This window comes from Halioxenophilus sp. WMMB6, from assembly GCF_033283405.1.
In the GTDB taxonomy this organism is placed as follows: Bacteria; Pseudomonadota; Gammaproteobacteria; order Pseudomonadales; family Cellvibrionaceae; genus Halioxenophilus.
The window spans coordinates 57,241-71,829 of the sequence record NZ_JAWMQR010000004.1 but is presented as its reverse complement, the minus strand read 5'-3'; the positions used below and the strand labels follow the sequence as shown (position 1 = coordinate 71,829).

General features: G+C 57.7%; 9 protein-coding genes. 7 read left to right on the top strand and 2 right to left on the bottom strand.

All coding sequences use genetic code 11. From position 1 onward, the window contains the following. Positions 1-154 precede the first annotated feature (154 nt). Entirely contained in the window at positions 155-1,858 is a 1,704-nt protein-coding gene (locus SBL51_RS12090) for a VRR-NUC domain-containing protein (RefSeq protein ID WP_317931220.1), read from the top strand. Further along, positions 1,842-4,226 (top strand): ATP-dependent DNA helicase, encoded by a 2,385-nt coding sequence (locus tag SBL51_RS12085; RefSeq protein ID WP_317931219.1) that lies wholly within the window; start codon positions 1,842-1,844, stop codon positions 4,224-4,226. Before SBL51_RS12090 ends, SBL51_RS12085 begins: the two co-directional genes overlap by 17 nt. Positions 4,227-4,230: 4 nt before the next feature. On the opposite strand, the gene SBL51_RS12080 is transcribed toward SBL51_RS12085, so the two are convergent. Next, positions 4,231-4,377 (bottom strand): hypothetical protein, encoded by a 147-nt coding sequence (locus SBL51_RS12080; RefSeq protein WP_317931218.1) that lies wholly within the window; start codon positions 4,375-4,377, stop codon positions 4,231-4,233. A 750-nt stretch (positions 4,378-5,127) separates the two neighbouring features. Here SBL51_RS12080 and amt point away from each other — a divergent pair. Beyond that, the gene (gene amt / locus SBL51_RS12075) at positions 5,128-8,538 is read left to right on the top strand and encodes an ammonium transporter (RefSeq protein WP_317931217.1); all 3,411 of its coding nucleotides are present in this window, start codon (positions 5,128-5,130) and stop codon (positions 8,536-8,538) included. 7 nt (positions 8,539-8,545) lie between these two features. Here the strand turns inward: amt and mtnP are convergent, their stop codons facing one another. Beyond that, positions 8,546-9,424 carry an S-methyl-5'-thioadenosine phosphorylase gene (mtnP, locus tag SBL51_RS12070; RefSeq protein WP_317931216.1) on the bottom strand — a complete coding sequence of 293 codons (879 nt, stop codon included), beginning with the start codon at positions 9,422-9,424 and terminating at the stop codon, positions 8,546-8,548. 234 nt (positions 9,425-9,658) lie between these two features. On the opposite strand from mtnP, the gene arsS reads away from it, so the two are divergent. The 4 genes from arsS to SBL51_RS12050 all read left to right on the top strand — a co-directional run bounded on the left by arsS (position 9,659) and on the right by SBL51_RS12050 (position 14,578). After that, on the top strand, positions 9,659-10,612 hold the full coding sequence (gene arsS, locus SBL51_RS12065; RefSeq protein WP_317931215.1) for an arsenosugar biosynthesis radical SAM (seleno)protein ArsS: 954 nt from the start codon (positions 9,659-9,661) through the stop codon (positions 10,610-10,612). 306 nt (positions 10,613-10,918) lie between these two features. Further along, positions 10,919-13,081 carry an FAD-dependent oxidoreductase gene (locus SBL51_RS12060; RefSeq protein ID WP_317931214.1) on the top strand — a complete coding sequence of 721 codons (2,163 nt, stop codon included), beginning with the start codon at positions 10,919-10,921 and terminating at the stop codon, positions 13,079-13,081. Between the two features lie 46 nt (positions 13,082-13,127). After that, positions 13,128-13,895 (top strand): DUF547 domain-containing protein, encoded by a 768-nt coding sequence (locus tag SBL51_RS12055; protein WP_317931213.1) that lies wholly within the window; start codon positions 13,128-13,130, stop codon positions 13,893-13,895. Between the two features lie 8 nt (positions 13,896-13,903). After that, entirely contained in the window at positions 13,904-14,578 is a 675-nt protein-coding gene (locus SBL51_RS12050) for a TIGR04283 family arsenosugar biosynthesis glycosyltransferase (protein ID WP_317931212.1), read from the top strand. Positions 14,579-14,589 lie beyond the last annotated feature (11 nt).

Genomic DNA, 14,589 nt, shown 5'->3' with positions numbered 1-14,589 from the left:
CCTGGGCGTCGGTTCGCTAGGCAATGTTGTTCACAAATTGTAGGCTAGCGCTGAATGACTTTCGAGCGCTGCGGCGCCTATAAATCCGTTCCTGTTAACTGGTTATATAAAAAAGGCCGATATTGCCGGCTGCTTTTATAGCCGATGTGAGTAGATGCAAACCCCTCTAAAGCCGCTCAGCGACGACTACTATCTGGCCAATTTTCACGAACTGCTACGTGGTGTTGAGCTGCAGTACGCGTCGTTACTGCCGCCGGCAATACGCCAGTTTTTGGCGTGCCTGGCAGGGCTGCCACAGCCGGCACAGGCGTTACTGGTGCGGCTGCTGCTGCGCCGGGGCGACTGCTTCCGCCAGAGCAAACTAAACTACGTCGAAATCGGGCCGGTGGCCCTGCCCCTCAAGCAGCTGGCCGAGGTTGGATTTGTGGCACTTAACCCCGAACTAACGGTCGCCAGCCTGCTGCCGCTCTTCAATAAAGCTGAATGGCTGGCCAAGTGGCGGGCGGGTTTTCTGGCTGAGGGCCCGGAACGTGGTATCGCTGACCAATGCACCCGCGCCCGGTTGGACACCTGGTTGGCCCCCCAACTGGCCGATTTGACAGCGGCCGAACAGGCGCGGGTGGCGGGTGAGCCCATTGTGCAGTTGCTGGTGCGGCCGCTCTTTGAGTGGTTAAAGCTGCTCTATTTTGGTAATGCCCACCAGGATTTGAGCGAATTTGTGCTGCGCGAATTGGCGCTCAGCCGTTATGAAACCTACCCCCTCACCGGCGCCACCCGCCTGTTTCAGAGCTGGGACCAAGTCGAGCAGCAAATGCGGGTAGAGCAGCTGCTGGCCGAATGGCAAGCATGTACCGAGCCCTCCGCCGAGGGGATTGCCTCACTCCTTGCCCGCCTGCCCACAGTAGCCGCCAGCGATACCCGCCTGCGTCGGCGCGTAGCGCGCTTAAAGCTCGCTCTGGCCCGGGCCTTGGAGCGGTTGCCGGCACTGCCGGAGGCGCTGGCGCTATACCGCCAGGTCGATGCCCACCCGGCGCGGGAGCGGGCCGCCCGCATTCTGGTACAGCAGGGGTTACCGGAGCAGGCGCTCGGCCTCTGCCGGGAAATTCTGACGGCGCCGCTGGGCGACGACGAACGCGAGTTTGCCGAGGGCTTTGGCCATCGCACGGCGCGCAAACTGAGTTGCGGCTACTGGCCTAAACCCGCGCTCTACAGTGAGCCGGTGGTGACCTTAACCCTGCCCAAATGTGAAGGCCCCTGGGGAGATCGCCTGCCCGAGTGGGCGGTGGCCAGCCACTTTGCCGCCAGCGGCCCCTGCTTTTACGTAGAGAACAGCCTGGTGCTGGCGGTGTTTGCCCTGGCCTATTGGCCGGTGATCTTTGCGCCGGTGGTCGGCGCCTTCTCCCACCCCTTCCAGAGTAAGCCTCACGATCTCTTTTGGCCCACCTTTCTCGACGCCCGTCGTGCCCAGAAAAGGGAGGTCGACCATTGGCTGGCGCAGCAGGCAGCCACCGATGGCAAGTTACCCGTTGAGGAGCTGTTGGCCCGTTATCGCACCAAGCTTGGGGTCAATCATGCGCTCATCCACTGGGGGCAGCTGCCAGAGTCGTTGTTAGTGTTGGCGCTGGAGCGTATTCCGGCCGGGGATTGGCTGGCGATTTTTGACTATCTCTGGCAGGACCTGGAGAGCCGGCGGCGGGGCCTGCCCGACCTGATCCACTTTCCCAAGGCCGGCGGTTACCAGTGGCTGGAGGTGAAGGGGCCGGGCGATAAGTTGCAGCCCCATCAACGCCGTTGGCTACAGTTTTTCGCCAGTCGCCGGATTGACCACCAGGTGGTGAAAGTTGTCTGGCAGGCTTGATCACTACTCAGTTTCGGTGGGCGAGCTGGTAGCCTTTGCCGCGGCCAGTGGTGACCTGCGCCCGGCCACAGTCGCCGGCCCCACCGCCCAGCAGGGCATGGCCGGCCACAAACGCCTACGCCAACTGCGGCCACCGCCTTGGCAAGCGGAGCGCACCCTGCGCGGCCAGTTACTGATCGAGGGCATCACCCTGGAGTTGGCTGGGCGAGCCGATTTTGTACGCCAGGATGAGTCCGGCCAATGGCGGGTGGAGGAGCTGAAAACCTGCCTCGGCGACCCCCATCGACAGCCGCCCGGTACGCTGCACTGGGCTCAGGCCAAGGTCTATGGCTACCTGTTGGGCCAAGAGTTGGCACTGGCGGATACCAGCGCGATCACCATTCAGGTGACCCGAATGGACCTGCTCACCGGTGCGCTTGCCTGCCAAAGTGAGGTGTTGTCATTGGCCGATCTCGGCCGCTACACCGAGCTGCTGGTGGCCAGTTACTGCCGTTGGCTGCAACGGGTGGCCGAGCGGCACTTGGCAGTGGTGGTCAGCAGCCAGGCACTCGATTTCCCCTTTGCTAACTATCGGCCGCAGCAGCTGGCGGCGGCGCGACATGTCTACCGCTGTGTGCGGGAGTCCACGCATCTGCTGGTAACGGCGCCCACCGGCAGTGGTAAAACCATGACGGTGCTCTTTCCGGCGGCGAAAAGCCTGGGCAACAGCCTGGTGAAACAGGTGGTGGCGCTGTCGGCCAAGGGCTCTGGGCAGCAGGTGTTGTTGTCGGCGCTGGCGGTACTGCGCGGGGTAGGGCTGGCCCCCTCGTTAGTGCAGTTGACCGCCAAGGCCAAGCTCTGCCCCTGTCGTGTGGCGAGCGCACCCCCAGATGAGGAGGAGAACTGCCCGCGCTGCATTGGCTTCTACGATCGCCTGCCGGCGGCCAGGGATGAAGCCCTGGCGGTGGGCTGGCTGGACAGCCCGACGATTAGCGCCATTGCCGAGCGACACCAGATCTGCCCGTTTGAGCTGGCCCTGCAGATGTTGCCCTGGATGGCCTGGGTGGTGTGCGATCTGAACTATTGGTACGACCCGATGGTGCGTCTGTCGCTGTTTGACCAGGACAATAATCAACGACTGCTGCTGGTGGATGAGGTACATAATCTCCCTGAGCGGGGCCGGGCGATGTTATCGGCCGAGGTAAGCACTCAACAACTGACCCAAGTGGAGATGGCGCTGGCCGGGGCCACGGGTGTGAAAGCCTGCCTGCGCAGCCTGCGCCAATGTCAGCAGGCGCTGCGCGCGCTGGCTCCAGCCAAACTGGAGGGCGACTATCCTCTGCCGCAAAAGCCGCCCGAGCGTCTGCTTGAGAAATTAACGGCGCTACTGGCGGCGGTGGAGCAGTGGCGGGCGACGGAACCTGCCGCGGGTGGGTTACTGGTGCCGGGTGTTGACCTGGGGTTGGCGTTGCAGCCGTTGCGCCGTTTTTTGTTGGTGGCCGAGCTCTATGGCGACAGCCATTTCAGCCAGGTGACGGTGACCGGCGGTGCAGTGGTGTGTCTGCTCTGGAGTGCCGATGCCGGCAGCTATTTGGCTGCGCGGGCGGCGGAGGTGCGGGCGCTGGTGGGCTTTTCCGCAACCCTGTCGCCACTGCCTTACTACCTCGACAACCTGGGCTGGGCTGGGCTCGACGAGCAGCAGTTGCACCACCTGCCGCTGGCCAGCGCCTTTCCCGAACGCAACCGCCTGACTTTGATTGCTCCGTTTGTCGATACCCGTTGGCGAGCGCGGGCTGCGAGTTTGCCCGCTTTGGTGGCACTAATTGCCAAAGTTTGTCGTGCCGGTGGTGGCAACTATCTGCTCTTTATGCCGTCGTTCGCCTACTTGGCCAGTGTCGCCGAGCCGCTGGCTGAGGCGTTACCCGAATGGCGCTTGCTTCAACAAACCGCTGACTCAGACCCGGCGCAAAAGGAGGCACTACTGGCGGCGTTGACCACTGCCGAGGGGAAAACCCTGGTGCTGGCGGTTCTGGGCGGGGTGTTGGCGGAGGCAGTCGACCTGCCTGGTGGGGTGTTGCAGGGGGTGATTGTGGTGGGCACTGGTATGGGGCAGCCGGACCTGGCGGCTAAAACCTTGCAGGCCTATTGGCAGCAACGGCAGCGGGATGGCTACAGTTACAGCTTTCGAATTCCCGGATTGGCCAAGGTCTTGCAGGCGGGGGGGCGGGTGATTCGCTCCGAAACCGACCGCGCTGCGGTGGTACTGATCGACCCCAGGTACACAACGCCTGCCTACCAGGGCAGCCTGCCAGGCCATTGGCAGCCGCAGGTGGTTGCCGATGAGCAGGCTCTGGCGCTGGCGTTGAACCGTTTTTGGTGGGCAGATTGAGGTACTAGCAGCATCGGTTACGGCACACCTGGTCGCCGTAGTAGTTGTTGCTGTAGTTGCACTCCATCGGTTGATTGCGTTGCTCAGTGGTTTGGGCGCCTTTGTGGCTGGTGCGGATGGCTTGGCTGATGTATTGAGTGATCTGATTCATGGATGCTTCTCCAAAGTTGGGTTAGTGCCAGGGGGGGCGTGAGGAGAAGTATCCGTCACATACGTTGATAGTTAAAATAATTTAATTTGATGTTGTTGATAGTTTTTGTTGTGTGCAATTGGGTTCGATCGAAATGACAGTTCAAGCGCAGGATAGGGAAATACTTTATAAAGGCAGTGGCAGTGAATAAGGATTTGTTGGTGGATGAGTGCAACTGCTCAAGCCGCAGAAAAGTGGATTTTTGCATTTGCCCGTGACGCAGGATAAATTTCACCAGCTACGCGGAGCCGATCAGCTTTCCAACTATACTTTTAATGCCGGCTTGGCCAAGCACACCTCTTGCGAAGCGTGATTGCAAAATAGGGTTGCAAAATTGGTGGCATAAAAGTTTTTATGCTCCGCGCTTTCACCCCGATAGGGTTAGCGTCAATGTCCGCTGTTTGGATTCACCCCCACGTTCAATCGTAATTCAGCCCTTTGACGGTAAAAACCGGGGACAGGATGTGTCTGAGCTGCGTGTCAGGGAGCCGTAATTCACTGCACCAGCGTTGCGGATAGATGAACAGTCATTAAGATCCACAGAGCATTAATCGAATACCGCAGTAATCGAACACCGCATTAAATCGATAGTGTTGAGCGTGCTGCTGCAGCAGACTCAGCTTGAGCATGGCTCTTAATCGGATAGTGTAATTATGGGAACTCTACGGCCGTTACGGAGTGACGAGTCAAAGACGATAGAGCCGACAGTGTATGAATAACACCACAAATATTGGTGACGTTTTCTGGGTAGTTTTTTCGGGGGTGCTGGTGCTGATTATGCAGCTCGGCTTCCTCTGTTTTGAATCCGGTGTGACCCGCTCGAAAAATTCCATCAATGTCGCCATGAAAAACGCCGCCGACTTCGTGTTGGCGACCTTGCTCTTTTGGTTGGTGGGTTTTGGTTTGATGTATGGCCAGAGTGTCCATGGCTTGGTGGGCGCCAGCCGTTTTGCCATGGATTTTCATCAGGCCTCCCCGCAAATCGGTGCGTTTTTCTTCTTCCAGGCGATGTTCTGTTCCACGGCGGTAACGGTGGTTTCCGGTGCCGTGGCGGAACGCATTGAATTTCACGGCTATCTGTTGATTGCGGCACTGATCACCGTGGTTATCTATCCGGTGGCGGGCCACTGGGCCTGGTCGGGGGCGATCAACGGCTCGCCTGGTTGGCTGGCCGGGCTCGGTTTTGTCGACTTCGCCGGCTCGACCGTGGTGCACAGTCTGGGTGGCTGGGTGGCGGCCGTGGGGGTGCTGTTGATTGGCGCCCGGGAGGGGCGTTTTGTCGATGGCATGGTGCAGCGCATGACCGCCAGCAACGTTCATCTGGCCTTTATCGGTTTGTTGTTTTTTATTGTCGGCTGGGTCGGCTTTAACGGCGGCAGCACGCTTAGCCTGAACGGCAAGGTGCCGGCCATTATCGTCAATACTATGTTGGCGGCGGCGGCTGGTGCTTCGGCCGCCTACCTCTTCGAACGCATCAGTAAGTGGCCAACTCTGGATCCATTGTTCACCCCCATCAACGGTTGCCTGGCTGGGCTGGTGGCCATCACCGCTGGCTGTCATGCGGTCTCATCCCTGGCGGCGGCCATTATTGGCAGTATCGGCGCGCTGGTAATGATCATTGTCGACCAGTGGTTGTTGCGCGCCCGCTTTGACGATGCCGTCGGCGCAATTGGTGTACACCTGGGTGCCGGTATTTGGGGCACCTTGGCGGTGGCGCTGTTTGGTAACCCGGAGTCGCTCAACACCGGGCTCAGTTTTTGGCAGCAGCTCGGCGCCCAGGCGTTGGGGGTGCTGGTGATTGGCGCCTGGTCGTTCGGCGTGGCCCTGCTGGTGCTGGGTACCTACAACCGCATAAAACCACTGCGGGTGAGTGTGGAGGCCGAGCGCGAGGGGCTCAATATTGCCGAGCACGGCGCCAGAACCGACCTGCACGACCTGCTGCGAGCCATGGACAACCAGGAGCAAAGCGCTGACATCAGCGGCCGGGTGCCGGTGGTGCCCTTCACCGAGGTGGGCCAGATTGCCGAGCGCTACAACCGGGTGATGGTTGCGCTGGAAAACGCCGTGAAACAGACTCAGGCCATCGTGCGCGATATCCGCGATGGCATCGTCACCTTTGATAAGCAGGGCATACTGACCAGTCTCAACCCGGCCGCCGAGCAGATCTTCAATACTCATGCGGTGGCGGCGGTGGGGCGCCCGGTACAGAGCTTGTTTGAGAGCAACCGTAAAATCCGCCAGTCCGGTCCGCTCGATCTGTTTGAATACATGGAGTTGGATAAGACGGTAGAGACCCTGGGGTTGCGCCGTGGTCAGGGGCCATTTCGCATGGAGGTGACCGTAACCGAAGGGGTGGCCAATGGCTCGGACCAATACACGGCGGTGTTTCGCGATGTGCATGACAAACGCCAGATTGAAGAGCAGTTGTTTAAGGAGCAGGAGCGGGCACTGGTCACTCTGGGTTCCATCGCCGACGGTGTGATCACCACCGATCAGCACGGGCTGATCGTCTATTTAAATCCGGCCGCCGAGCGGCTGACCGACTGGGACCTGGCCAGCGCCTCCAACTGCCCGTTTGAGAAGGTTTATCGCACTGAGCAAGAGGGGATGGACAGCCGTCAATTGCTCAATAAAGTGTTGACCGGCCGAAGTCTCAACGAAGACTTTAGCCAGGCGACACTGGTCAGTCGCAATGGTATTGAGCATGCCGTCAGCTACACCATGGCGCCGATCAAAGATAAATATGGCCATGTCTTTGGTGCGGTGGTGGTCTTCCACGATGTGACCAGCGCCCGGGCACTGCAGCGCCAGCTCTCCTACCAGGCCACCCACGACAACCTCACCGGCATACTGAATCGCAGCGGTTTTGAAGTGGCCGCCCAGAAGCTGATCAGCCGCAGTGCCGCCACCAAAGAGCAGCATATTCTCGGCTTTTTGGATCTCGACCGTTTTAAGTTTGTCAACGATACCTGTGGCCACCAGGCAGGTGACGAGTTGTTGCGCCAAATCGCACAGCTGATCAAACGCCAATTGCGCGGCGACGATACCCTGGCGCGCTTGGGCGGCGATGAATTCGCGGTGCTGCTGCACAACTGCGATGAGGAGAACGGTATTCGTCTGGCCGAGATCATTCGCGAAGCCATTGCTGCATTTCGCTTCTCCTGGGGGGGTAAGCAGTTCAGCGTGGGCGCCAGTATCGGCCTGGTTAAAATTAATCAGGATACCCCCAGCCTGCCCAAGCTGATGAGTCTGGCCGACTCCGCCTGTTACGCCGCCAAGGATGACGGCCGCAACCGGGTTAATCTCTATCGGCCCAACGATTTGGAACTGGCCGAGCGGCGTGGGCAGATTCAATGGGTCTCCAAAATTCGCCACGCCCTCGACCAGGATATGTTGCGCCTCTTCTGCCAGCCTATTGCCCCTTTACAACCGAGTGCCGATGAATCTCTGCACGTGGAGGTGTTTGTACGCATGCTCGCGGAAAATGGCAAGCTGGTGCCGCCGGGGGCATTTATTCCCACCGCCGAGCGCTACAGCCTGATTCAAGAGGTGGATATGTGGGTGGTGAAAAACACCCTGGCTTGGCTTGGCGATCATCAGAAGCAGGGCACCACTGAGCCGTTAATGTGCGCTATTAATTTATCTGGTGCCACCATCAGCGATAAGAGCTGTTTGAACGAAATTACAGCGTTTATTGAACGCTATGGCGTAGAAGGTTCATCGCTCTGTTTTGAAATCACCGAGACCGCCGCTATCGGCAATTTTGAGGCGGCCAAACGCTTCATTAATGCCTTAAAGGCCAAGGGGTGCTACTTTTCGCTGGATGATTTTGGCAGTGGCCTGTCGTCGTTTGGCTATTTGAAAAACCTGCCTGTCGACTTTTTGAAAATCGACGGTGTATTTATTAAAGACATTGCCACCAATCGCGTCGATCGGGTGATGGTGCAGTCGATCAATACTCTGGGCCATGAGCTGGGTTTGAAAACCATCGCCGAGTTCGTTGAATCCAAGGCGATTGTCGAGCAGCTTGAGGAGATAGGTGTCGATTATCTGCAGGGCTACTACATTGCCGAGCCGCGGCCGCTGGAGACAGTAAAAAAAGTGGCCTTTATGCCGCGTTAAGGCGGCCTCAGGTGGCCAGCAACTGCAGCCGGGCGCGGGTGGCTTCACTCATCTGCTCGAATGGCGTCACCAGTGCCTTGGTCAGCGCCTGATGGGCAGCACTGACGGGCATCTGGCTACCCAGGCGCTGCACCACCTCAGCAACAATTTTTTGCGCCTTGCCGGCGTTCTCAAACAGGTTGGCCAGAGCCATGTCGGCCGAGACGTTGTCCTCCTTCGGGTGCCAGCAGTCGTAATCGGTCACCATGGCCAATGAGGCGTAAGCGATTTGTGCCTCCAGCGCCAATTTCGCCTCCGGCATGTTGGTCATGCCAATCACCGAAGCCCCCATGCTGCGATACCAGTGCGACTCCGCCAGGCTGGAGAATTGTGGCCCCTCAATGCAGACGTAGCTACCGCCACGGTGACAGGTGACCGCCTGCTCGGCCGGTAGCGCGGCCACAGCCTCTGCCAGCACCTCGGCAAGCGTCGGGCAGACCGGTTCGGCCATGGAGACGTGGGCCACGGCCCCCTGGCCAAAAAAAGTACTCTGACGTGACTTGGTAAGATCGATAAATTGATCGGGGATCACCATATCCCTGGGTGCCAACTCCTCCTGCAGGCTGCCCACCGCAGAGATGGAGAGCAGATATTTTACGCCGCACATTTTTAACGCGTAGATATTGGCCCGGTAGGGCACCTCGGAGGGGATCAAACGGTGGCCGCGACCGTGGCGGGCGAGAAAAACCACGGCAATATCGTCGATGGTGCCGCTGACCAAAACTTCCGATGGCGTGCCGTAAGGGGTCTCCAGCGAGTACTCTTCGATATTTTTCAGAGCATCCATTTGATAGAGCCCACTACCGCCAATGATGCCAATAGCGGCCTTGGGTGGTGTGCTGGTCATAGGTTTCCCCTTGGTCATGGTTTTTGGTTGTAACGGCCTAAATGGTTTTTATGCCGTTCAATAGTGAGCGGATTGTACAGTGGGCAATCATGCGCGCGTAAACTGCTCAATATTAAACTGCCAAAGTGCAAACTGGGCCGACTAATTTTAACAAATTGATCATAAAAGCCTTTCTTCGAGAACCGGCAGCGTCTATTTTGCTCTCACTCTATATTTCTAACGCAGGCGAACTTCATGCACGCAACTCTACCACTCTTGGAAATTTCCGATTTTCCGGCCATTAGTCGCCAGCCTTTGACCACCTTGCAGGTGAACTTGGGTTATCGCTGCAATCAGCGCTGCCTGCACTGCCATGTTAATGCCGGGCCTGATCGCAAAGAGATGATGTCGGATGAGTTGATTGAATTAATTCCCGAGGTGTTGGCCGCGCGCAACATACAGCTGTTGGATCTGACTGGTGGCGCACCAGAGCTGCACCCGCAGTTTAAGCGCCTGGTAAGCCAGGCGCGCGCCCTGGGTGTAACGGTGATGGATCGCTGCAATTTAACCATTCTTTCCGAACCAGGGCAGGAGGGGCTGGCTGAATTTTTGGCTGAGCAGCGGGTACAGATTGTCGCCTCGCTGCCCTGTTACTCACAGGATAACGTCGACAGCCAACGCGGTGACGGTGTTTTTGCCCGCAGTATCGCCGGGTTGCAGCAACTCAATGGCCTGGGCTATGGCAAGCCCGGCACCGGCCTTGAATTAAACTTGGTCTACAATCCGCAGGGGCCGAGCCTGCCACCGGATCAAACCAAGTTGGAGCAGGATTACAAACGGGAGCTCTGGCAAAATTTTGGTGTGGAATTTAATACATTGTTTGCCCTGGCCAATATGCCCATCAAACGGTTTGGCTCGACGCTAATATCCAAGGGGACGTTTAACGATTACCTGGCGCTGTTAAAAGCCAATCAGAACAGCGCCAATTTAGCGCAGGTGATGTGCCGCACTCTGGTCAGTGTCGACTGGCAGGGGCAGCTCTACGATTGTGATTTTAATCAGCAGTTGGAGCTGCCCATGGGCGCCGGGCGCAAACAGCTGCGCGACCTCTTGCGCGACGATCTCAACGGCCAACCCATTGCCGTGGCCGATCACTGCTATGGCTGTATTGCCGGCAGTGGCTCCAGCTGTGGTGGCGCCTTGAGCTAGGGCCTGTTAACACTAATTTAGCACCTCTGTTGAGCTCGAAATGAGCTCGATCTAGGCGCGAGCCGCGTAGTTTGGTGGGCCCAAATCAGCGGTGAGCAACAACGAGCGAGCTCATATCAAGCTCAACCCTTCGGGCTGGGGCCAGCTTTTTGCCCAGCGTTGTTGCCAGCCGCTTATGTAGGCCCACTACATGGCACGTCTGGCGCCTAGCTGGACAAAAAGCTGACCTCCAGCAGTGGTGCTAAATTAGTGTTAACAGGCCCTAGTGTTTTGGGTCAGGACCTGCAATCCGCGCCGGTAAAAAATATGAAAAAAATCGCAATTGCCGCACTTTTAATCGCTCTGGTGGTGCTCTTTGTCGCCCTGGGTGGACGCGACTATCTAACCCTCGAAGGCATCAGGTCGAGCCTGGCAACATTGGAGGCATGGCGGGATGACTCCTTTGTTGGCCTGGCGATTCTCTTCTTTTTTGTCTATGTGGTGGCAACGGCGCTGTCGCTGCCGGGGGCGGCAGTGCTCACTCTGGCCGGCGGTGCGCTGTTTGGTTTGCTGTGGGGGTTGGTGATTGTCTCCTTCGCCTCCTCCATTGGAGCCACGGCTGCCTTTTTTGTCTCCCGTTATCTGCTGCACGATTGGGTGCAGGCAAAATTTGGTGCTCGACTGCGGGCGATTAACAAGGGCATCGAGCGCGATGGGGCCTTTTATCTGCTCAGCCTGCGCCTGGTGCCGGCGGTACCCTTTTTTATTATTAATCTGGTGATGGGCTTAACCCCCATTCGCGGCTGGACCTTCTATTGGGTGAGCCAGGTAGGCATGCTGGCTGGTACTTTTGTTTATGTAAATGCCGGTACCCAATTGGCACAGGTCAGCAGCCTAGGTGAAATCGCCTCCTTTGAGTTGCTGGCCTCCTTCACGCTACTGGGTATTTTTCCGCTGATCGCCAAGTTTGTTCTGGCCCGGCTACAGGCGATGCGGGTTTATAAAAAATGGCCGCGGCCCAAAAAGTTCGATCGCAATCTGGTGGTGATCGGCGCCGGTGCGGCGGGTTTGGTTTCGGCTTTAATTGCCGCCACGGTGCGCGCCAAGGTGACCTTGGTGGAGAGCCACAAAATGGGTGGCGACTGCCTCAACTATGGCTGTGTACCCAGTAAAGCATTGATCAAAAGCGCACGCGTGGCAGAGACGATGCGCCGGGCGAAAAGCTACGGCTTGCAGGCGCAAACACCGCAGCTCTCTTTTCGCAAAATTTTTGAGCGGGTGCAGGCGGTGGTGAAAGCCATTGAGCCCCACGACAGCGTCGAGCGTTACCGCGGTATGGGGGTGGATGTGCAGCTTGGCCACGCGCAACTGGTCGACCCGTGGACGGTCGCCATTACCGACCACGAAGGTCAGCAGCAGATATTAACCACCCGCTCGATCATTATTGCCGCCGGGGCCGAGCCGCTACTGCCACCGATTCCCGGGTTGGTGGAAGCGGGTGTGTTGACCAGCGATAGCCTATGGCAAACATTTGCCGAGCGCGATGAGATGCCAGAGCGCTTATTGGTGTTGGGCGGCGGCCCCATCGGTTGCGAACTGGCCCAGGCCTTTGCCCGGCTGGGCGTTGCGGTGACTCAGGTAGAGATGGCCGAGCGGCTGTTGTTGAAGGAGGATGCCGATGTCGCGACACTGGTTGCAACCCACCTGAAGGAATCTGGGGTTAAGGTTTTAACCGGCCATAAAGCGATTGCGGTTGAGAGTGACGAGGCGGGCGGCCAGCGGCAAAAATTTCTGGTGGCGGAAGCGGCTGGCGAGCGTGTACGACTCGGCTTCGATGAAATTATCTGTGCCCTGGGGCGCGCACCCCGTTTAACCGGCTACGGTTTGGAGGCGTTAGGCATCGCCACTCAGCAGACGGTGACCACCAACGAGTATCTGCAAACCCTCTACCCCAATATTTATGCCGCCGGCGATGTTGCCGGGCCTTACCAGTTTACCCACACGGCGGCTCATCAGGCCTGGTATGCCTCGGTGAATGCCCTGTTTGGCCAGTTTAAAAAATTCAAGGCGGACTACCGGGTGATTCCCTGGGTAACCTATACCGACCCAGAGGTGGCCCGTGTGGGTTTAAACGAACAGGAGGCCGAAGCGCAGGGAGTTGCCTTTGAGGTGAGCCGCTACGGTATCGACGATCTCGACCGTGCCATTACGGAATCCGACAACTACGGTTTTATCAAAGTGCTCACCCCGCCCGGCAGGGATAAAATTCTCGGCGTGACTATCGTTGGCCCCCACGCCGGGGAATTAATTGCCGAATTTATTCTGGCCATGCGTTGGGGGCTGGGCCTGAATAAAATATTGGCGACCATTCACCCCTATCCCACCTGGAATGAGGCCAATAAGTACGCGGCCGGTGAATGGAAAAAGGCGCGGGCACCGAAAAAATTATTGCGCTGGGTGGCGAGGTACCACCAGTGGCGCCGGGGTTAGGTGAGTGGTTCGATTGCTATTCGCGCTGTTATTAAGTGTAGCCACTATGCCGCTAATGGCTGACCCCGTTACGGGCTTTGATCACGCCCTTTGGGATAACGTTTTAAAAAGCTATGTGGTGGTCGACAAGCATAAACACACCTGGGTCGATTATCAGAAAATTAAAAACGATAGTGCCGCCCTACAGCCCTATCTGGTTTCGCTAAGCCGGGTGAGTCGCGCCGATTTTCAAAACTGGCCAAAAGATGAGCGTCTGGCTTTTTTAATCAATGCCTATAACGCCTGGACCATTCAGCTGGTGGTGGAGAACTACCCGGTAGAGAGTATCCGCGATATTGGTAGCCTGTTGCAGTCGCCCTGGAAAAAGGCCTTTATTCCCCTGCTGGGCGAAGTGGTCTCGTTGGATGGGATCGAACATGGAATGATTCGGGCTTCGGGGCGCTATGAGGAACTACGTATTCACTTTGCGCTCAATTGCGCAAGCGTTGGCTGCCCGCCTTTGCGACAGGAGGCCTATACGGCGGATCGCTTGGATCAGCAGCTGCAGGCGCAAACCCGCCAGTTTCTGGCCGATCGAACACAAAACCGGCAGGCGGGTAAGGTGTTGGAACTCTCGGCAATTTTTAAATGGTATCGGGGCGATTTTGAAAAAGGGTGGTTGGATTACCACTCCCTGGACCAATTTCTATTGGCTTATAGTTCTGATTTGGGGTTGAGTGATCAGGCCGAAAAACGGCTGCAGGCGGGTGAGTTTAAACTGCGCTTTTTGGAATACGACTGGCGCCTGAACGACCTGGCTAATAAGCCGGGATAGGATTGGTTATGGTTGCCCAAATTGCGGTGGTGGTACCGGTACTGAATGAAGCCCAGCAACTGCCTGAGTTGCTGGCCCAGCTGGAGCATTTGAGTGATTGCCAGTTGCTGCTGGTGGATGGTGGCAGCAGTGATAATACGGTTGGCCTGTTGCAGCAGGCGGGTTTGAATGTGGTGGTGAGTGAACGCGGCCGGGCGCGGCAGATGAACACCGGTGCGGCCTTGGCCGAGGCTGATATATTGCTCTTCTTACACGCCGATACCCAACTACCCGCTAACGCCTGTGGCGAAATAATCCGGGCGCTCGATAACCCCAAAGCGGGGTGGGGGCGGTTTGATGTAACCATCACGGGTGAGCACTGGCTGCTGCCCGTAATCGCCCGGCTGATGCGCTGGCGATCACGCCTTACCGGTATTGCTACCGGTGACCAGGCGATTTTTGTCAGGCGCTCGCTCTTTCAACAACTGCACGGCTTTGCCAATATCGCCTTGATGGAAGATATTGAGCTCTGCCGGCGCTTAAAAAAAATTACACCACCGGTTTGCCTTAAAGCGCGGGTGGTTACCTCCGGTCGTCGCTGGTTGAGCCGAGGCGTAGTGCCGACCATTTTGTTGATGTGGCGCCTGCGCCTGCTCTATTGGTTGGGCGTAAATCCTGCGCACCTGGCGAAACTCTATCGCTGATTTCCGGATCA

Excerpts from the sequence above, each read along its gene's own strand:
- SBL51_RS12090 (WP_317931220.1), top strand. The coding sequence starts at position 155 with ATGCAAACCCCTCTAAAGCCGCTCAGCGACGACTACTATCTGGCCAAT.
- SBL51_RS12080 (WP_317931218.1), bottom strand. The coding sequence starts at position 4,377 with ATGAATCAGATCACTCAATACATCAGCCAAGCCATCCGCACCAGCCAC.
- amt (WP_317931217.1), top strand. The coding sequence starts at position 5,128 with ATGAATAACACCACAAATATTGGTGACGTTTTCTGGGTAGTTTTTTCG.
- mtnP (WP_317931216.1), bottom strand. The coding sequence starts at position 9,424 with ATGACCAGCACACCACCCAAGGCCGCTATTGGCATCATTGGCGGTAGT.
- arsS (WP_317931215.1), top strand. The coding sequence starts at position 9,659 with ATGCACGCAACTCTACCACTCTTGGAAATTTCCGATTTTCCGGCCATT.
- SBL51_RS12060 (WP_317931214.1), top strand. The coding sequence starts at position 10,919 with ATGAAAAAAATCGCAATTGCCGCACTTTTAATCGCTCTGGTGGTGCTC.
- SBL51_RS12055 (WP_317931213.1), top strand. The coding sequence starts at position 13,128 with ATGCCGCTAATGGCTGACCCCGTTACGGGCTTTGATCACGCCCTTTGG.
- SBL51_RS12050 (WP_317931212.1), top strand. The coding sequence starts at position 13,904 with ATGGTTGCCCAAATTGCGGTGGTGGTACCGGTACTGAATGAAGCCCAG.